Origin of the sequence: Chryseobacterium sp. CFS2 (genome assembly GCF_036543225.1) — a bacterium.
Classification (GTDB): domain Bacteria; phylum Bacteroidota; class Bacteroidia; order Flavobacteriales; family Weeksellaceae; genus Chryseobacterium; species Chryseobacterium culicis_A.
Map to the genome: position 1 here is coordinate 118,182 of NZ_JAZHQU010000005.1, position 17,726 is coordinate 135,907.

The window sequence follows — 17,726 nt, forward strand, 5'->3', positions numbered from 1 at the left end:
GAAAACATAACAGATTCCGATTCAGAATGAGAAAAATGATATTGTAAACAAATGCTGCTAAAAGTGGTACTTAATTCCCCTCCTCTGGAGGGGTAGCAAAAATTCAAAGAATTTGTGACGGGGTGGTTATGGTTGCTGACTTTCACCAATAAAATAAATTTTCTGCCATAAAATTCACCAAAAATTCTATTTTTGAGTATGAATAACAGAAACCGCGGAAAAAATACTGGTGATGATACCCTTTTCGGTTCGGAGAAACAGATCAATAAGCTGAAACTGGCTGTTGAAGATATGAAGTATCTGCTGACCAGAGAGTACCCGGAAAAAGCGGCTTCTGATCTTGTGGGTAACAGATATAGATTGAAAACCCGCCAGATACAGGCTCTGCGTGGAGCATCCGCATCTGCTGTACAGCTTCACAACAGAGAGTTGAAACACTTAGAAGCATCTGATTTAAATGGAAAAACAATTTATCTTGACGGTTTTAATGTTCTGATCTTGCTGGAAAGTCTGCTTTCGGAAGCCTATATTTTTGAAGGGTTGGATGGCTGTATCCGTGATCTTTCCGGAGTTCATGGCACTTATAAAAGAGTTAATCAAACCTTGAAAGCAATGGAATTGGTGGCTGCTTTTCATCAAAAAAAGCAGATCCAGAAATTGGTATGGATTTTTGATAAACCGGTTTCCAACAGCGGAAGAATCAAACAGAGTATTCTTGAATTTGCGGAGCAGCACCAGCTCAATTGGGAAGCGGACCTGCAATACAATCCCGATAAATTTTTGGCGGAGAGTTCGGAACTCATCATTTCCTCAGATGCCTGGATTCTGGATCACTGTAAAGAATGGTTTAATCTGATTGGATATTTGATTACAGAAGAAAATATTTCTGTTAACCTCATCAAAACGAAATAAGTATGAATCTGTTTGAACCTTATATTTACCTATTTTCCGAAGCCTGGAAAGATCAATATCAATCCGTTTTAGTAAAAGAACATCTGGAAAACCTGGAAAAAAATATATACAGATTTAAGGAAAATGCTTTGGAATGGAACTTCCCTTATTTTAACGAAGAAATAAAGATCAACAGACAGGAAAGCTTTGAACAATTTATTACCATTCTTGAAAGTAACCATTCCGATGAGGTAAAAGCAAAACTTCTGGAAGCCATTCCGTTTGAACATTGGCTGAATATCTTAGGTCAAAGATTAACCTCTGCAAGTATTCGTGATGAAAATGGAATTCCTCCGTTGAAATCAATGTTGATCAATGCCTGTCAGGAGCCATTTAATAATGAAATTACTATTGCACAGAGAGCCTGGGAGAAGCACATCGGGAGAATGGATGACGATTTCTGGGGTGAGATCAAAGGAAATAATCAGCAGAAACAGGAGAAAGTAATGGCGAAAATCCATGATATTCTTGATCATAAAACCTGGTGGAATGTTTTCTTCCACTACAAACACGAACTGGTTTTTGAAGTCCGGGAAAAAGAAGGCCACGGTATCCGATGGAGCCATGGAGGAACAAAATTGATCGGCTTTCTCGAAAAATTTATCAATGAATAAATAAAGCATAAACATCTGTGTCATCTGTGAAATCTGTGGGAAAATACATAAGCCTGCAAATTAGACAGATTAATCAGATTTTTTAATCTTAAAACTATTTTCTCTTTTCTTTTTTCGTCTTTTTTCACCTTCTTTTTAACTGCGTAAAAACATTGCGCACTATGCTTCTAGTTTTGCAGATATAAAACAGAAGCTATGAATCAATCAGAACAAAAATTTTCAACCGAAGAATGGGAAACATGTCTTAAGGTTTTGAATGCCCTGAAAGAAGACCCTTTCCTGAACCCTGATAATAAAATATTTTCAGGCCTGATTACGAAGATTCATAAGAATGCCAAAAAACAAAGCCGTCATGAAAATTATTCTGAAATGAAATCTCATGATCTGGCTGTAAATTCCAATGCGGTACTGATGCAAAAAGCATTGGCTGGTGTCTCTGCTTTTTATGATGATGAAAAAGAAGAAGTAAAACTCACAAAACTTCAGATTCCCAAAAACTGCTACTGCTGTAATCAAAGTTATCAGTATGCCCATTCTTTCTATTCCAGATTATGTTCTGTATGTGCCGGAGAAAATTATGAAAAACGTTTTGAAACGGTAAATCTTACAGGAAGAAATGTAATCCTGACAGGAGGAAGAGTGAAAGTAGGTTTTGCTACTGCATTGAAGGTGTTGAGAAACGGGGCCAATTTGGTTTTGACAACCCGTTTTCCGGCACTGGCGATGGAGCTTATGCAGCAGGAGGCAGATTATGAAACTGGAAAGACAGACTTTGGATATATGGTTTGGATCTTAGAAATCTGAAGGCGATTCAGGATTTTATAGACTTTTATAAATTGAATTTTGATACGCTGGATATTCTGATCAATAATGCTGCACAGACCATAAAATATCCTGATGCATATTATCTTCCGATTATAAAACGTGAAAAAGAAAAACTGGTAGAATTTAAAGATGTCCATACTCTGATCCCGAACCAGGCGGAAATCTCAAATGAAATAGCAAAATTGGAATATGCTCATCATGAAGAAACGCAGGTGGCCATTACCCGTTTTGGACAGCCGGTAGATGATAGAGAAAAAACAAGCTGGAATTCTACACTGGAAGAAGTTTCTATGTATGAACTGGTAGAGGTGAATCTCATCAATCATATTGCTCCTTATTTCCTGATCAAAGAATTGAAACCATTGATGAAAAACTCAGCGTTTAAAGAAAAATTTATCATCAATGTCACTTCATCAGAAGGAATTTTCAGCTACGAAAATAAAACGGTTTTTCATCCACATACCAATATGACAAAAGCAGCTCTGAATATGATGACTCTGACGTCTGCAAGAGAATTTGAAAATGACCAGATTTATATGAGTGCCGTAGATGTAGGATGGATTTCTACAGGAGCCAAGGAAAGCCTTAGAAAGAAGCAGTTTGAGATGGGATACATTCCGCCACTGGATTCTGTGGATGGAGCGGCCAGAATTCTGCACCCTGTTATAGAAGGTATAAAAGGAAATTATTTCAGCGGAGTTTTGTTGAAAAACTATAAAGTTCACACCTGGTAAAATCCAAACGGAGATAATAGTATTAAATGGAAAAATACATTTTGCTAAAATGAGTTGCAGGTTCGATTCCTGCTTATCTCCCAATCATAGAAACGGTAGCTCAACGGAAGAGCGCTGGCCTGCCACGCCAGAGGTTGCGGGTTCGATTCCTGTCCGTTCACAGGAGTACATAGTTCAAAAGGAAAGGAATACGTCCTCAGCACGGACGAGCTGCAGGTTCAAATCCTGCTGTACTTCCAATATAAACAATGGAGATAATAGTTTAACGGAAAAACGATTCCCTGCCCGGAATCGATGCATGTTCGAATCGTGCTTATCTCCCTAATTAGAAAGTCAGAGCAGTAGCTTAATCAGGAAAAGCATATCCATGGAGGATAGGTTGCTGGTTCGATCCCGGTCTCTTTGGCTTTCATTTTAAAATATAATACCATGCTTAAAAAATTATTGATTTATCTGAACATTATTGATGAAGTTCAAGTTCCGGTACCTATGCAATGGAAAGAAAGAACCCCAATGGAAAAAGCGTTGGAACTTTCCAGTAATGAAATGCTAAAAGAAAGACAAAGAATTTTACAGGAGCAAAAAAGAGAAGCCTCAGAAAGCTTAGTGAGAGAAAAGAAAGTGACAGAACCTATTCTTACCCTGAGAGAAAGAAAAACAAATCGAAGCTATCGTAATAAAATTAAAAATCTTGCAGAACAGGCAAAGGATTATAAAGAATACTGTCTTGAGAAAACAAGCAACCAGCATATGTTGAAAACAGAAGAATATCATATCTATGCTAAAGCCGGAACTACAGAAGCATTCCAGATTTCTGAAGATGCCTTTATAACCCATAATGAGCATAAGATGCTCCGTATAGAGAGCGATTACTTTGTAAAATATATCCAGCAGGAATATAACCCGATAACTCAAATGATAGAAAATGCATACGACTGATACCCTAAAAAAATATAAAATATTCTCCAAAGAAGACTGGGCGAATATTGTTTTTGATGACCATGCTCTGATAGAAGTGTATGCTAAAAACATCACCTTTCATTGTACAGAAATACAAGGAAGCTTGCTTTTGCGTGGCGAAGGATGCCGTTTTCCGGAGCTGAAACGTATCACAGGAAACCTCTCTATTGACGCCAAAAATTGTGAATTGCCAAAACTGGAAACAATAGAACGTCATTTTACCATGCATTGTCATACCGTGATGAACGACCTTAAACAAGTCAGAGGAAATTTTAAGTGTATTGTTGATACTACTTTTAAAAACCTGGAAACTATCGGAGGATGTATTTCTGTAAAGAATGCTACGGTAAATACAAGGAATGGAAAGTTGCTGAAAACAAGAGATGTTATTCCTGTTCAGTATCAGTTTCAGGCGGATTTGCTTCTGAAAGATGGTATTTTTGATATGAATATCCTTGGAGATAATATTATAATTCCTCATCAGGAAATCCGTGGCAAAATTACGATTGTGGGGCGAAATGTTTCATTTCCGAATCTGGAATTCGTGCATGGTACGCTTAGAATAAGAAGTGAATATCATATTGGGCATAAATTTACCCATCATTTTCCTGTGCTGAAGAAGTTGATTGGTAACCTGAAATTTGAAAATACCAGTGCTTCATTTCCGGTGCTTCAGGAAACAAGCGGAAGTATTCATATGGAAAATGGTTCTTATGTTACTTTTCCGGCGCTTGAGAAATCAGGTAATATAATGCTCAATGGAGGAAGCAGAGGATCATTTCCTGTTTTGACTGATATTAATGGAAATTTCATGTATAATGGTTCTGAAAAGTGCAATTTGAATGCTCTTCGATATGTGAAAGGCGTTTTCAATACCTATAATACGGTTGCTCCCAACATTGCTGAAGTAGGAGATCTGATTATCCATGAAACCGATAGTTTTGAACACCTTCAAAAAGTTAACGGGAAAATTCAGTTTTTGTATAATGTGAACCCTACAACAGATTTTAAATCGTTGGAGTATCTTGGAGAATGGGGAGATTCCAGGATGAAGGACCTGAAGTTTCCAGCATTGGAATGTATCAACAATTATTTGTACGGTACCTATGATGGCTTTGAACATATTGCAAAAAATATTTATTTTAAAATAAATAATAACCTGCATATTACGAAAGATCATTTCATGGTCTCACGGACATCTTTCCCTTATATTTTCCAGGAAAAGCGTTATCCTTTGAGAAAACTGGTTGCAATCTTAAGATTAAGACACAGCAGCTTTCAGAATTTTGAAACCCGTGAATATGAAAGACAATGGGAGTCTTTTGCTACTCCGTTTTTCACACAGGTTTTGGATAAAATTGAAAGTCTCTGGACGGAAGTGGAGCCCATGAAATATGAAGAATTCTTTAAATCAGAAGATCGGAATTTTAAACTGTTCTGCTTCAGTTATTATGGCGTAGGAAATCTGATGGAAAAACTTGAAGCCAAAAAGATCAATGAAAAAGAAATTGAAATTGCCTACCAGGAGTATGATGAAAACGGAAATGAAAAACTAACCCAAAAAGTTAACCGTTATGAAGTGCATGAAGTTGAAAACCGTAAATTGGGAGTATTCATCTGGGGAAGCCGGGCAGAATATTCTTATGCAGTGAAATGTTGGTGTCCGTCTACGGAAAAAGAACACTGGCTGTGGATAGAGGAGGGATATAAAGGTGATGCCTTGACAGCCATTGCATCTACCTTCAGAATACACAGTAATCTGATTCCTTATATAAAATGCTTGAAGAGACAGGGAGATTTGCTCATCTGTGAATTGAAAGAAAAAGTAACTCCTATTGGAGAAATACGACCTCTTACAGCTTCAGAATACTTTAATCTTCTGAGAGCCGAAACATAAACAAGAAACAGTAGTTTAACTGGAAAAATATTCCACTCAAAGGAAGGTCATCGGTTCGAACCCGGTCTGTTTCTATTTTTTTTAACTAAAAATTATGGAAGAATTACAATCAATTTTACATACCATTATCAAAGAAAAAAAAGGATATATTACATTTCTTACCGGAGCGGGAATCTCTGCAGAAAGCGGTCTTCCAACATATCGCTCCATTGATGGAATCTGGATCAAAGGTACTAAGTACCATCGTCCGGAAGAATTTGGAACATTAAAATATTTCAGACAAGAAACAGAAGAAGTCTGGCAGTACAATCTTTTCTGGAAGAAACTTATTGAAGAAGCACAACCGAACGAAGGACACTTTGCACTGACAGAAATAGAAAATCTTCTGGGAGAGAGATGTAAGCTGATCACTCAGAATGTAGATGGCCTTCATCAAAGAGCTGGTACACAGAAAGTTTATGAAATCCATGGAAATAAACAGAAAGTACGTTGTTCAAAAGAATGCAGCGAACCTATTGACTTTCCTGAAAATGTGAAGCAGAAAGAATATACTGAAGATCTTACACCAGAAGATATTGAAGGTTTGAAATGTAAAAAATGTGGAAGCTGGCTAAGACCTCATACATTATGGTTTGATGAGTCTTATAACGAAAAATACTACTATTTTGATACCGCCTATGATATTGCTGATCACACAGATATTTTATTTGTCATCGGAACTTCAGGATCTACGGCACTCCCTGTCAATATTGTAGAAACAGTAAAAATAAGAGCCAAATGGATTGTGCTTATTAACCCTGAAAGTGATACTTATTTCGATTATATTCTGAAGGGAAGCAAAACACTCTATTCAATCCGGGAAAGCAGCACATTGGCATTACCACAATTAAAGACAATGATTAAAGAAATAATAAAAAATTTAAAAACAAATGAACACATACATTGATATTGGCATTAATCTGACCAATAAACAGTTCTATAATGAACACGAAGAAATTATCAACCGCGCTTTGGATCAGGGGGTAGAACATATGATTCTCACTGGAACCAGCGTAAGAGGTAGCAAAGAATCTGCAGAAATTGCAGAAGAATATCCGGAAATTCTATTTTCAACAGCTGGAATTCATCCTCATGATGCCAAATCATTTAACGATGAAAGTATCAATGAACTCAGGAAATTATTGAAACAAGATCATGTGATTTCAGTAGGTGAGTGCGGACTGGATTTTGATCGGGATTTCTCTCCGAGACCCATTCAGGAAAGATGTTACAAAGCTCAGCTGGAGCTTGCAATAGAAGTTGATAAACCGCTTTTTCTTCATGAAAGATCTGCATTTAAAAGGTTTAATGAGATCACAGACGAATATCTTTCCCAATTACCCGAAGCCGTAGTACATTGCTTTACCGGAACATTGAACGAAGCAAAAACATATCTGGATAAAGGATTTTATTTAGGATTCACAGGCGCAATCAGTGATGAAAAAAGATTTAAACACCTGGAAGATGTTATAAGATATATTCCTCTCAACAGGATGATGATTGAGACAGATGCTCCTTTTATGCTTCCGAAAAATATGCCCAGAATGCAGAACAGACGGAATGAACCATCCTTTTTACCTTACGTAGCCCAAACGGTTGCCCATCTGAAGAGGATCAGCATTTCTGAGGTGGCGGATGAGACTACAGAAACCGCCAGAAATTTTTTCAAACTATAAAAAAGAGCTCTACTGATAAAGTAAAGCTCTTTTTTTATAGCGAATTTGCTTTTTCGGTTCTTATAAACTCTTGATTGCCGATTCCAAAGCCAGCTCCATCATTGGATTCAATGCTTTTTCTCTTTCGTCAGCAGAAATTTTCTCATGGGTTGGGATAATATCCGTTACCGTAAGAATAGTCGCAGCATTTTTTCCTAAATGTTGAGCATTGGCGAATAAACCGAAAGCTTCCATTTCTACTGCAGGACAGTTGTATTTTGTAGCAATTTCCGGAGTTGCAGGATCTTTTCTGTAGAAAATATCACTACTGTGGATATTGATGGCTTTAGCATTTAATGATAATTCTTTAGCCGTTTCATTGATGGTCGTAAAGATATTCCCCTGGTGAGAAAGGATTTCATCTTCAATTCCCCATGCATATTTGGCATAAGTACTTTCGCTGGCTGCTTTATCAATATTTAAAATATCAAAAAGTTTAAGATCTGTGTTGTAAGCACCACAAGTCCCGATTCTGATGATCGTATCTACTTCGTACTCTGTAAACAATTCAAAAGAATAAATTCCGATACTTGGGAATCCCATTCCACTTGCTCCTACAGTGATTTCTTTACCCTTATAAAGACCTGTATAATAAAAAATTCCTCTGGTTTTGCTTACCAGTTTAGCATTTTCTAAATAATTTTCAGCAATATACTGTGCACGAAGCGGATCCCCCGGCTGCAATACTACTTTAGCAATTTCTCCTTTTTTTGCACTGATGTGAATACTCATAATGTTATTTTGAATGGAGCAAAGATAATAACTTTTAGATTGTCTCCGTGATTGCGATAATGGAAACAATGAAGGCTTCTCATATCAATAGAATATATAAGATGTTATCAATAAATGCTTTAAATAGGATTTGAGATAAAGTCTTTTGTATAATTCAAAACATAACCTGGCAAATACAGAACTATAAAAGAATAATTAGGAGCAGGTATTGTAGAAACAGGGCGGTTACATTTGCAGGAATTAAATAATTAAAATTTTAAAAATGAAAATAGAGCATATTGCCATTTGGGTCAGAGATCTTGAAAGATCAAGAGCGTTCTATCAGAAGTATTTTGGAGCGGTTTCCAATGAAAAATACCATAATCCTGTTAAAAATTTTCAATCCTACTTTTTAAGTTTTGAGAATGGCTGCCGTCTTGAAATCATGACCAGACCGGATATTAAAGAAAGTGAAAACTCTTACAAATCCCAGCAGTATGGAATCATTCATCTAGCATTTTCCGTAGCCAGTGAACAAAAAGTGGATGAGCTTACAGAAATATTGAGAAATGATGGATACCAAATTGCAGGAGAGCCACGTACCACGGGAGACGGCTATTATGAAAGTGTAATCCTTGATCCGGAAAATAATATCATTGAAATCGTAGCCTAAACCGTCATTGCGAGGAGCTTTAGCGACGAAGCAATCTTCTCAGAATAATTGAAAGGGTTGGAAAACGCGAAGGCGCAAGAAAATCAAAGATTTTTAGCAAAGATACTTCTTAGTGATTTACTTTATTAGAATGATAGTTCACTATATTAAATTTTATCGAAGATAAAATCTTTGCGACTTATTACATTACATATATTAAATTTTGCGCCTTTGCGTTTTCCAACACTTTAATTCCACATTTAACATGAATCTTCTTCACAAAAATTTTATTCTCAACGAAATAATTTTATTTTTGTTAGATCATGGAAACCAAGTCACCGTTTTTAGACACGATCTTTTTGCTTCGTAAGGAAGAATGTATTACTCTTTTTTCAAGCTTACAGAAAATTTCCCCTCAGGAAGAGGCGGATGCAGGAGATTATTTTGAAACAGAATTCGAAAAAGAAAGACTTGAGTTTCTATCCGATCAACTGACTTATAACAAAGATGCTGCCGTATGGGCTGCAAAAGTGCTCTATCACAGTGCACAGCTTTATCTCATCAGAGAAAATACAGAAAAAAATATTGGAAATCTTATTCCTGGATTTAAAGGAACCCGGGATACTTCTTCTATTTTATCCGCAGACTTATCATTAAGGTTTTTACCGCCGGTGATTGTTGCTTTAAACTCTGTAGATCCTGAAGACCCTTTAATTGCCATGCTGGAAGATATTCTGACCCGGTTTCACTATTCCGGAATAGGATATGATCTTAACCTGAAGAATGTGAACTGGAAGGAAGAATTAAAAGACAGTACCTACCGGAAGCTCTACCTGGAAAGAATTGTTGAAAAAAAAGATTATAAACTGGCAGAAATTCCGTTCATTAATAAACTATTAATAGCCGAATTCGGAATGCACAAAGATGCCTTCTGGCGAGAACTAAAAACTATAACCGAAGACCACAATGAAAACGTATGAGAAAGTATTTGAATTTTTAACCGACCCAACCAAAGAAACTTTCCTGAAATGCCGTGAAATGGTACTCAGTGATCCGGAATACGATCCCTATTCGGAAGATATTGAAAACATGCAGGATTTACTGAATGAAGGGAAATTTGAAGAAGTTGTACAATATACCAATGTCAATATTCTGCTGAGCCCAAGGGCACATATTTATAAGTATTTTGCTTACAAAGAATTGGGTGATGAAAAAGGCAGGCATATTGAAATGACAATAGCACAGCTTATTTTTGAATGCCTTGAAAAAACAGGTGACGGAACCAAAGATTCTCCCTATATTATCACAAGAATTTCCGATGAAAGAGATCTGATCAGGCAGCATTTTAATAAACACGATGTTTCACAAAGCCTGATCAAGGAGGGAAATAAGATGATGGATGTCCTTACACTGGATGATGGAACGCAGCTATACTTCGATATTAAAGATCCTTACCAGAGACTGGCTTTTTCATTCAGCAAAAGAAATGAAGAGGTAGAAAATAAAGAAGAACAGAAATCCGAGAAGAAAAAGTGGTGGAAATTTTAATTTTTTAAATCAATGAATCAGAATATAAATCAGCTTAATACAGTCCTTAACTACGTAAAAGATACTTTTGTAGGTAAAAATGATGTCGTAGATCTTTTGGGAATATGCCTTTTGGCAAGAGAGAATGCCTTTTTATACGGGCCTCCGGGGACCGCAAAATCTGCGATTGTCAGAACTCTGGCTAAAACAGTAAAAGACGGCAAAAATTTTGAATATCTGCTAACCCGTTTTACAGAACCGAACGAGATTTTCGGACCCTTTGATATCAGAAAACTGAAAGAAGGAGAACTTCTGACCAACACGGAAGGAATGATGCCCGAAGCTTCAATGGTCTTTCTGGATGAGATCTTTAATGCTAATTCTGCAATTTTGAACTCACTTCTGACAGCCCTCAACGAAAAGATCTTTAAAAGAGGAAAAGAAACAAAACACTTACCAGCATTGATGTTTGTAGGAGCAAGTAACGTTCTTCCTGAAGATGAAGCACTGAATGCATTATTTGACCGTTTTCTGGTAAGAATTAATGTAGACTATGTAAATCCCGAACTTTTACAACAGGTACTTTTAGCCGGAAGAAAACTGGAGAATGATGAAGAAACAGAAGTTCCGGAAATCCATGCCGATGAGATCAGGCAGCTCCAGAGCTTATGCCGTACAATAGACCTTAAACCCATTTATGAAGTATATCTGAATACCATTATGAGTCTTAGAAATACAGGGATTGCTATTTCAGACCGTAGAGCCGTAAAACTTCAGAACCTGATTGCCGCAAGTGCCCTGATCTGTGGGAGAACAGAAGCCGTACTTTCTGATTTATGGGTGTTGAAACATATCTGGGATACAGAAGAGCAGATTGAAATTCTGGAAGGAATTATCAACAGAACGATCGAGAAAGATGATCATCCGGATTCCCATCCACAGGCAATGCATAACAAAACTCCCAATCCGGAAGAAGTGATGAAAGATGTGAAGATTCTGGTGGAAAAATGGAATGAAGGAATACTGAGTTTTGAAGAACAAAACGTAATAAAAGATAAATTGAGATATCTGCAGACCCGTTGTGAGTGGATCAGAAATCCGAATCAGAAACAATATATTCAGCAAGAAATTGAAAGCTTATGGCAGAAGATTCTTCAAAGTGTTTAAAAGAATTCTGGGCAGAAATTCCCCGGGTAGATGAAGATTTTCTGGGCTCAATCCGAGACTGGAAAAACGTTCAGATTGCTGTAGATGATAAAACAATCTGGTTGAAAGGATTTACGGATGAACAGGCAGTAGCTCCCGAAATACAACAATTGCCGGATTTTATTTTATATGAACTTCGTGATGGACTTTTATTCAGAAAAGATGCTTTAGTTCCCAGTAAAAAAATGAGAACAGCATTGCTTTGGATTTCCATAGACAAGGCATTACAGCTTCGTCTTCCTCCTTCGAACCAAAACTATTTTGGAATTCAGGAACAGATTCAGATAAAACTGAAAGAAAGTGATGAAGAACAGACGGTAATTGCTCTGCTCAGCAACATTGCTGATATTAAAGAAACTATCGTCACTTTGCCTAAGTTTAAACTGGAAAAAATACAATGGACGTTACTGGGAGATAAAGCTCTGTTTATAGGCGTTCCATTATTAAGCTTTCCCGGAAAAGCCTATTGGACCAAAGGCAAACATCTGCTGCCTGCCGGTCTGGATTTTGAATTTAAAAATGTAAGTATGCTGTTGCAGCAGAAATATAATAAAGAGCTTGAAGGATGGTTGTTATGGGATGAAAATGGAAATAGTATTTTAATAAAAGATACTGATTTTCGTCCCCTGTCCGTAAGCTCATTCCGTCTTACCGAAAAATCAAGAGAATGGAATTAAAGACTTATTTCCAGTCCTATGAAAACTACTTTTGGGAATGGAAAACGGATGAAGATGTTCCCGGTGACTCCGGTTATCATGAAAATAATCTCCTCTCCATCCCTGGAGTGGGAGCCATTGCTTACAGGCCTTATGTAATGGAGATTCTGAAAGAACTTCAACCGCAGGGATGGCCTCCGTTTGGAGCATTGCTTATGGTTTTGTATGCCATGCAGGATGGTTATACAGATTTTGCCGGCCCGTTGAGACGTACAGTAGATTTCTACAGTGGAGAAGATTTTGAGTTCAATGCGGAAAAACAAATTGAATTTCTTGAAAAAATAGAATCCCTTCCCAAAATTTATAAACAGAAACAAAACAGAATTGTACTGCTGCTGACTTTATTTAATAATGGTTATAACAGAGTAGCAATCCTTCAGGCAGAGGTTAGTCTAAAAATCTACTATAAAAGACCTCATGAGCTTGCCATAAGCGCAGAAAAAAAAGATGCTGATTCATTAGCTTTGAAAAAAGATCTGAGTGCTTTGGATCTGAACGAAAAGTTTCCAACCGTACAATCCATCATTGATGCCATGAAAGGCTTGATTGATGAGCCAGAGCTTGAAGATGAAGTGGTAGAAGAAGAAACAACGGCCAATACGGATAAAGATTTTATCAAAGAATTAATTGATGAACCCAAGACCTTCCAGGTAGGAAGCCTCATTAAAAGAATATGGAGCGGGCTGAAAATTCCCATGCGTCATCTCTCTCCAGGTGAACAGCCTATCGGAGGGATTTCTGATATGACCAATAAAGGTGATTTTCACAGAATGCTTCTCACCGAATTTGCCAATGAAGATGATGTTTTCATGAATCGTGTAGCAAATAATGAAGCCCTTTATATTCAAAGAGAAATTCCCCCTGAAGAAAATATTTTTGAAAGAATTATCCTGATTGATACTTCCCTCAGAAACTGGGGAACCCCGAAAGTATTGGCTTATGCTTCTGCAATAGCCATTATCAAACATCCGAAAGCCCATTCCGAATGTAAAGTTTTTGCACTAGGCCAGACAAACCTGCCCATTGCGCTTAACAAAGTGGAAGAAGTGGTGGAAAACCTCAACCAGGTAAGTCCTGTGCTGGAAGTTTCAGAAGTTCTGGAAAAATTTTTTAATGAACACCATTCACAAAAAGATATTGAAGTTTTCTTCATTACCCATCAGGACAATATGGATGATGAGAAAATTCAGCGGGTTGTATATCAGAACAGAGATAAACTGAAGTTTTTGGTGACAACAGCTTCAGATGGTGAAATTAATTTTTATAAACATCATAAAGGAGCAAGAAAACATATTCAGAAAATAAAACTTCCATTGCAGGAGATGTGGGCCAATCCGCCGCAGCAAAAACAATCTGCTCAGAACTTTAATGGAAAGAAAACAGATCTTCCGCAGAATTATCCGATCTTATTCCCAACACCTGTTAATAAGATTGCCAAATTCTTATATGAAGGCGAATTTTTCATTCTGAGTTCAAAAAAACAATTGCTGAAGACTTATCTTTCCGATAATTATTATGACAGACATTCCTATGATTATTATAAAACACATCATGGCTGTGAAGTACTGTTTGATCAAATTTCCATAAAACCCAAAGGACAGTTTGCTCTTGCAAAAAACAGACAGCAGCAGTTTATTCTGTGTCAGTATCAGCCTGGTCAGAAACTGATTTCAAAGCTTAATCTTAATACTGGAGAATATTCTGAGCAGAATCTTACAGGGATGAATATTCCGGAATCTTATATACTGATTTATTTTGGACGAAATTTTTATCTGCATCACCCTGACAATGCTACCCATTATAAAATCAATATGGATGGAAACATTTCTATAGAACCTATTACCGGAAAAGAAAAAGAATTTGAAAAAAATACCATAAAAGCAGAAGCCGAAGTGGCAAAATTGCAGGGAAGCGGGTTGAGAATTGTTAATAATTTCAATAAGATCGGAATCAACACCTTTCAAAATCTTGTTGTTTCAGGAAATGAATTATATAGTGCTTCTGAAAACACCCTGGATTTTTCCAAAAATAAATATGATATTAAAATTTTCGCAGAGCAGAATAAAAATAAATTTACATTTCCGGATGGAAGTGAAATTATTACCGATTCACGGGGAATGCTGACGTTCAGAAGCAGTAATAAAAGCATTGAAGAATTCTTTATTCCCTCTACTTTGGGAGGCTTTCTATCACTGGCAACTTATACGGAATTTGGAGGATCAGAATATTATCTTCCGGAGCATGCCCTGTTGAAAGTAAGAACCATGGATGATATGTGCGACAGGTTTTTAAAACCGTTTATAGAACAGATTTTGGATTATGGAGCTTAGAATAAAACCTTTCCCGAAAAATAATTTTCCCAAAAAAGGACTTTTGATCAGAGGCTCTTCACCTGTGGTATGGCTTCAGGAAATGGAAATCCTTGGAATCAGTTTGAACCAGGTCAGGTCTTATGCGATCCCGGCGGATATTCCCAATGTGCTGTATGGTTGTTTTCTGGTTTTTAATGACCATGTTCCACAGGAAATAGGCAGAAATGCTTACTTTCAAAATGTGGACGACAGGCTTTTCATTCCTGAAAATACAACTTTTTATCCCAAAATAAATCCGGAAGACTGGGCACAGCTTGATTCCCGTTTTCTGATTATGCATCCTGAATTCGGATTGGTAAAGCTGTCTGAAGAAATTGATTGGATTGCTCTGATTCAACAGCCCGGAACGATAGATGAAAGCATCAGAAAACCTCTGAAGGGCGTTTCAATTCCTCAAAAAATAGAAAGCTATACGGTTGAAATAGATGACGAAAAAGTCATGGAAGCATTACAACCAAAACAAACTGAAGAAGAATGGATGAACAGCCTGCCGTTTGACCTTAAAAAAGTGATGGCCGGGAACAAAAAAGAAATAGAGAAATATTTACAATATATTGAAAAATATCCTGAAAGAGCTGTGGAGTTAGGCATCTCTCTGGATGTTATGGGAACTTCCCGAGGAGATGGTTTTGGTAAGTTTACCTGGCTGGAAGGATTATTTGGCGGGGGTTCAGGTGGGAAAACAGAAAGTGCAGGAACGAGGAATTTTCGTAGAGCATTCTGGGCGCTCATTATTGTAGCTATTGTTTTAAAGATTGCACTGCCTTCAGATAAAACAAATTCAGGTCAGGAAGAACATAATAATTCATCAGGAACTATTGTAAACAATGCCGTAAAGGCTCCTTCTGATATGATTGCTTTTCAGTCCGGAACTTCGGAAATTGATCTTAAGATAGATTCAATGTATCATCAGGAGAGAAAAGGATTGTCCCAGGAACTTATTCATGCGGGAATTATAGAATCCAAAACAAAAGAAGACAAAGAAAACTATAAAAAAGCAGGTGGCAGAGAGGTAAGTGAAATAGGAAGAGATATCAGTAAGCTTGTGAATAAAGAAAAACAGAGCCGAGATTCATTAAAAACCATTTACACTAAGATAATTACAAAACATATTGAAGAAAAAACTGAAAAACTAAAACGCAAAATTTCAGACTCTCTGAAACAATATACCAAAGGAAAACCCGTGAACGGTGATGTGGTAAAATATCTCCTGAAAAAAAGAAAGGCTTTAATGGCTGATTCACTTGGGAAACTTTATGGGACATTGGATATCGTGGACCCTTCTTCTGCTTCCATAGACAAATCGAAAGTAAAAGGCTTGGGTACAGAAGGTACTCCGCTAGAGAAAAAGGCTCCGGTTTCAGATATTCTGTACATGGTTATTCTCATGATTGCCGGAGTAGGATTGTATTCGTTTCTCTTTAAAAATAAATCATTACATCTTGGTGGAGATAATGTACCGGCATGGATTAAATTTATTTTAATAACAATCCTTGTGGTTATGCTTGTGTATTTATTTTATCCACTGGTGAAAATGTTCGGATACAACTGGTTTGTATGGGTACTTGTGATGGCTGTGATGTTACTTCTTTATCGTCTTTTCAGAGAAGATAAAACCATTTTAAAATCCGATGATGATGAATAGACAGAAATTTATAGACAAATTTATGGCGGCATTCGTGTTGCTGGCGATGTTTAAGATTATCGGAATTGTTGCCCAGCTATTCCGTGAAAGTTTCTGGAGTGTGGCAGGAACATTGGGTATTTTCTTAATTGTGGCGTTTATTATCCTCATTGTGATCACTTCCTTAAAAGATAAAGAACAAAACAACAGAAATTCAGCAGGACGAAAAGGCAGTGGGAGCAGCAGTTTCTATCTGGAAAACTCACTTTTTGACAGAATCCGGAGCAAATATGAAGAGCTGGCCGAAAAATACATTGCTGAAAAAGATTATAAAAAAGCTGCGAGAGTTTATATGAATCTCCTTCAGGATAACTACAGAGGAGCAAAAACATTAGAAAATGGTGAGCTCTACAATGAAGCAGCAGTAGTATACCTAAAAAAGCTGAACAATAAATCCGATGCTGCCGTTTGTTATGAAAAAGCAAAGCAACATAAAAAAGCCATTGATCTTTATAAAGAAATGGAGCAGAAAGAAAAAGTAGGAGATCTCTATAAAGAAATCAACGATCTTAAAAATGCTCATCACTATTATCAAATGGTTGCTGATGATTATGTGAAAAACAGTCAGATGGTAAAAGCTTCTTTGGTATACCGCAGAAAAATGGAAAAAATAGAAGAGGCTCAAAAAGTTTTACTGAAAGGATGGGAAGAAGATAAAGATGCCTTCAACTGTTTGAATAATTATTTCGCCAATATTTTTGATATTAAAAAACTGGAGTCTGAAATACAGAATTTATATGAAAAAGCTCCGGCTCACAAAAAAATCACGTATCTGGACGTTATGAAATATGAATTCAAGAAAGATCCAAAACTCCACACCGTTACAAGAAATATAGCTTATGAAATCATTGCTGAAAAAGTAAGCACCCGATCCGAAATTGTGAATGAACTGAAGTTTTTTAATCCAAATGATGAAGTGATTTTGAAAGATATCTCAAGATTCAAAACAGGAAGAAATAAAATGTTTAGAAATTAATATTAAAAGATTGAAAGATTAAAAAATTAAAGAAAAATTTCTCTTTGGAAAAGAAATATCATCCGCTTCATCAAATCAATTGTAATTGATCCATAACGATAAGAAACTCTTGAAATAAAAGATAACTTAACAATTCTGTTTTTGTTG

Annotated in this window: 17 protein-coding genes and 6 tRNA genes; 22 read left to right on the plus strand and 1 reads right to left on the minus strand. The window is 36.7% G+C overall.

The genetic code is table 11. The annotated features are described in order from the left end of the window. Positions 1-198: 198 nt before the first annotated feature. From ODR02_RS13245 to ODR02_RS13310, 14 genes are all read left to right on the plus strand, one after another. Entirely contained in the window at positions 199-912 is a 714-nt protein-coding gene (locus tag ODR02_RS13245) for a DUF434 domain-containing protein (RefSeq protein WP_309513108.1), read from the plus strand. 2 nt (positions 913-914) lie between these two features. Next, positions 915-1,565: a hypothetical protein gene (locus tag ODR02_RS13250; protein WP_309513107.1), complete on the plus strand. Its 651-nt coding sequence runs from the start codon at positions 915-917 to the stop codon at positions 1,563-1,565. A 195-nt stretch (positions 1,566-1,760) separates the two neighbouring features. Then, the gene (locus ODR02_RS13255) at positions 1,761-2,369 is read left to right on the plus strand and encodes a hypothetical protein (RefSeq protein ID WP_309513106.1); all 609 of its coding nucleotides are present in this window, start codon (positions 1,761-1,763) and stop codon (positions 2,367-2,369) included. Then, positions 2,351-3,124: an SDR family oxidoreductase gene (locus ODR02_RS13260; protein WP_309513105.1), complete on the plus strand. Its 774-nt coding sequence runs from the start codon at positions 2,351-2,353 to the stop codon at positions 3,122-3,124. Before ODR02_RS13255 ends, ODR02_RS13260 begins: the two co-directional genes overlap by 19 nt. 10 nt (positions 3,125-3,134) lie before the next feature. Further along, a tRNA-Ser gene (locus ODR02_RS13265) sits at positions 3,135-3,205 on the plus strand. Positions 3,206-3,213: 8 nt separating this feature from the next. Continuing rightward, positions 3,214-3,284, plus strand: a tRNA-Gly gene (locus tag ODR02_RS13270). Positions 3,285-3,287: 3 nt separating this feature from the next. Beyond that, positions 3,288-3,361: transfer RNA gene (locus ODR02_RS13275), tRNA-Ala, on the plus strand. A gap of 14 nt (positions 3,362-3,375) precedes the next feature. Continuing rightward, positions 3,376-3,445 (plus strand) — tRNA-OTHER (locus ODR02_RS13280). A gap of 13 nt (positions 3,446-3,458) precedes the next feature. After that, positions 3,459-3,530: transfer RNA gene (locus ODR02_RS13285), tRNA-Pro, on the plus strand. Between the two features lie 23 nt (positions 3,531-3,553). Continuing rightward, complete coding sequence (locus tag ODR02_RS13290; protein WP_309513104.1) at positions 3,554-4,063, plus strand: hypothetical protein; 510 nt, start codon at positions 3,554-3,556, stop codon at positions 4,061-4,063. Beyond that, a complete protein-coding gene (locus ODR02_RS13295) occupies positions 4,050-5,981 on the plus strand; it encodes a hypothetical protein (RefSeq protein WP_309513103.1) in 1,932 nt (643 codons plus the stop codon). The genes ODR02_RS13290 and ODR02_RS13295 overlap by 14 nt, the downstream gene beginning before the upstream one ends. A 4-nt stretch (positions 5,982-5,985) precedes the next feature. Then, positions 5,986-6,055: transfer RNA gene (locus ODR02_RS13300), tRNA-OTHER, on the plus strand. A gap of 20 nt (positions 6,056-6,075) precedes the next feature. Further along, complete coding sequence (locus tag ODR02_RS13305) at positions 6,076-6,927, plus strand: SIR2 family NAD-dependent protein deacylase (protein ID WP_209785940.1); 852 nt, start codon at positions 6,076-6,078, stop codon at positions 6,925-6,927. Further along, complete coding sequence (locus ODR02_RS13310) at positions 6,911-7,696, plus strand: TatD family hydrolase (RefSeq protein WP_209785939.1); 786 nt, start codon at positions 6,911-6,913, stop codon at positions 7,694-7,696. Before ODR02_RS13305 ends, ODR02_RS13310 begins: the two co-directional genes overlap by 17 nt. A 60-nt stretch (positions 7,697-7,756) precedes the next feature. Here ODR02_RS13310 and deoD read toward each other — a convergent pair whose 3' ends face one another. After that, complete coding sequence (deoD, locus tag ODR02_RS13315; protein WP_209785938.1) at positions 7,757-8,467, minus strand: purine-nucleoside phosphorylase; 711 nt, start codon at positions 8,465-8,467, stop codon at positions 7,757-7,759. Between the two features lie 262 nt (positions 8,468-8,729). Between deoD and ODR02_RS13320 the strand changes: the two genes are divergently transcribed. The 8 genes from ODR02_RS13320 (at position 8,730) to ODR02_RS13355 (ending at position 17,579) form a co-directional block, all read left to right on the plus strand. Beyond that, the gene (locus tag ODR02_RS13320) at positions 8,730-9,119 is read left to right on the plus strand and encodes a VOC family protein (RefSeq protein WP_309513102.1); all 390 of its coding nucleotides are present in this window, start codon (positions 8,730-8,732) and stop codon (positions 9,117-9,119) included. Positions 9,120-9,421: 302 nt separating this feature from the next. After that, positions 9,422-10,078, plus strand: a complete 657-nt coding sequence (locus ODR02_RS13325) for a hypothetical protein (RefSeq protein ID WP_309513101.1) — start codon at positions 9,422-9,424, stop codon at positions 10,076-10,078. Further along, positions 10,065-10,646 (plus strand): DUF4919 domain-containing protein, encoded by a 582-nt coding sequence (locus ODR02_RS13330; RefSeq protein ID WP_209785935.1) that lies wholly within the window; start codon positions 10,065-10,067, stop codon positions 10,644-10,646. Before ODR02_RS13325 ends, ODR02_RS13330 begins: the two co-directional genes overlap by 14 nt. A 12-nt stretch (positions 10,647-10,658) precedes the next feature. Further along, positions 10,659-11,792, plus strand: a complete 1,134-nt coding sequence (locus tag ODR02_RS13335; RefSeq protein ID WP_309513100.1) for an AAA family ATPase — start codon at positions 10,659-10,661, stop codon at positions 11,790-11,792. Next, complete coding sequence (locus ODR02_RS13340; protein ID WP_309513099.1) at positions 11,765-12,508, plus strand: hypothetical protein; 744 nt, start codon at positions 11,765-11,767, stop codon at positions 12,506-12,508. Before ODR02_RS13335 ends, ODR02_RS13340 begins: the two co-directional genes overlap by 28 nt. Beyond that, on the plus strand, positions 12,499-14,877 hold the full coding sequence (locus ODR02_RS13345) for a hypothetical protein (protein WP_309513098.1): 2,379 nt from the start codon (positions 12,499-12,501) through the stop codon (positions 14,875-14,877). Before ODR02_RS13340 ends, ODR02_RS13345 begins: the two co-directional genes overlap by 10 nt. Then, entirely contained in the window at positions 14,867-16,564 is a 1,698-nt protein-coding gene (locus ODR02_RS13350; protein ID WP_309513097.1) for an APC family permease, read from the plus strand. Before ODR02_RS13345 ends, ODR02_RS13350 begins: the two co-directional genes overlap by 11 nt. Further along, a complete protein-coding gene (locus ODR02_RS13355) occupies positions 16,557-17,579 on the plus strand; it encodes a hypothetical protein (RefSeq protein WP_209785930.1) in 1,023 nt (340 codons plus the stop codon). Before ODR02_RS13350 ends, ODR02_RS13355 begins: the two co-directional genes overlap by 8 nt. The last annotated feature ends 147 nt before the right edge of the window (positions 17,580-17,726 follow it).

Coding starts and splice junctions, on each gene's coding strand:
- ODR02_RS13245 (WP_309513108.1), top strand. CDS start 199: ATGAATAACAGAAACCGCGGAAAAAATACTGGTGATGATACCCTTTTC.
- ODR02_RS13250 (WP_309513107.1), top strand. CDS start 915: ATGAATCTGTTTGAACCTTATATTTACCTATTTTCCGAAGCCTGGAAA.
- ODR02_RS13255 (WP_309513106.1), top strand. CDS start 1,761: ATGAATCAATCAGAACAAAAATTTTCAACCGAAGAATGGGAAACATGT.
- ODR02_RS13290 (WP_309513104.1), top strand. CDS start 3,554: ATGCTTAAAAAATTATTGATTTATCTGAACATTATTGATGAAGTTCAA.
- ODR02_RS13295 (WP_309513103.1), top strand. CDS start 4,050: ATGCATACGACTGATACCCTAAAAAAATATAAAATATTCTCCAAAGAA.
- ODR02_RS13305 (WP_209785940.1), top strand. CDS start 6,076: ATGGAAGAATTACAATCAATTTTACATACCATTATCAAAGAAAAAAAA.
- ODR02_RS13310 (WP_209785939.1), top strand. CDS start 6,911: ATGAACACATACATTGATATTGGCATTAATCTGACCAATAAACAGTTC.
- deoD (WP_209785938.1), bottom strand. CDS start 8,467: ATGAGTATTCACATCAGTGCAAAAAAAGGAGAAATTGCTAAAGTAGTA.
- ODR02_RS13320 (WP_309513102.1), top strand. CDS start 8,730: ATGAAAATAGAGCATATTGCCATTTGGGTCAGAGATCTTGAAAGATCA.
- ODR02_RS13325 (WP_309513101.1), top strand. CDS start 9,422: ATGGAAACCAAGTCACCGTTTTTAGACACGATCTTTTTGCTTCGTAAG.
- ODR02_RS13330 (WP_209785935.1), top strand. CDS start 10,065: ATGAAAACGTATGAGAAAGTATTTGAATTTTTAACCGACCCAACCAAA.
- ODR02_RS13335 (WP_309513100.1), top strand. CDS start 10,659: ATGAATCAGAATATAAATCAGCTTAATACAGTCCTTAACTACGTAAAA.
- ODR02_RS13340 (WP_309513099.1), top strand. CDS start 11,765: ATGGCAGAAGATTCTTCAAAGTGTTTAAAAGAATTCTGGGCAGAAATT.
- ODR02_RS13345 (WP_309513098.1), top strand. CDS start 12,499: ATGGAATTAAAGACTTATTTCCAGTCCTATGAAAACTACTTTTGGGAA.
- ODR02_RS13350 (WP_309513097.1), top strand. CDS start 14,867: ATGGAGCTTAGAATAAAACCTTTCCCGAAAAATAATTTTCCCAAAAAA.
- ODR02_RS13355 (WP_209785930.1), top strand. CDS start 16,557: ATGAATAGACAGAAATTTATAGACAAATTTATGGCGGCATTCGTGTTG.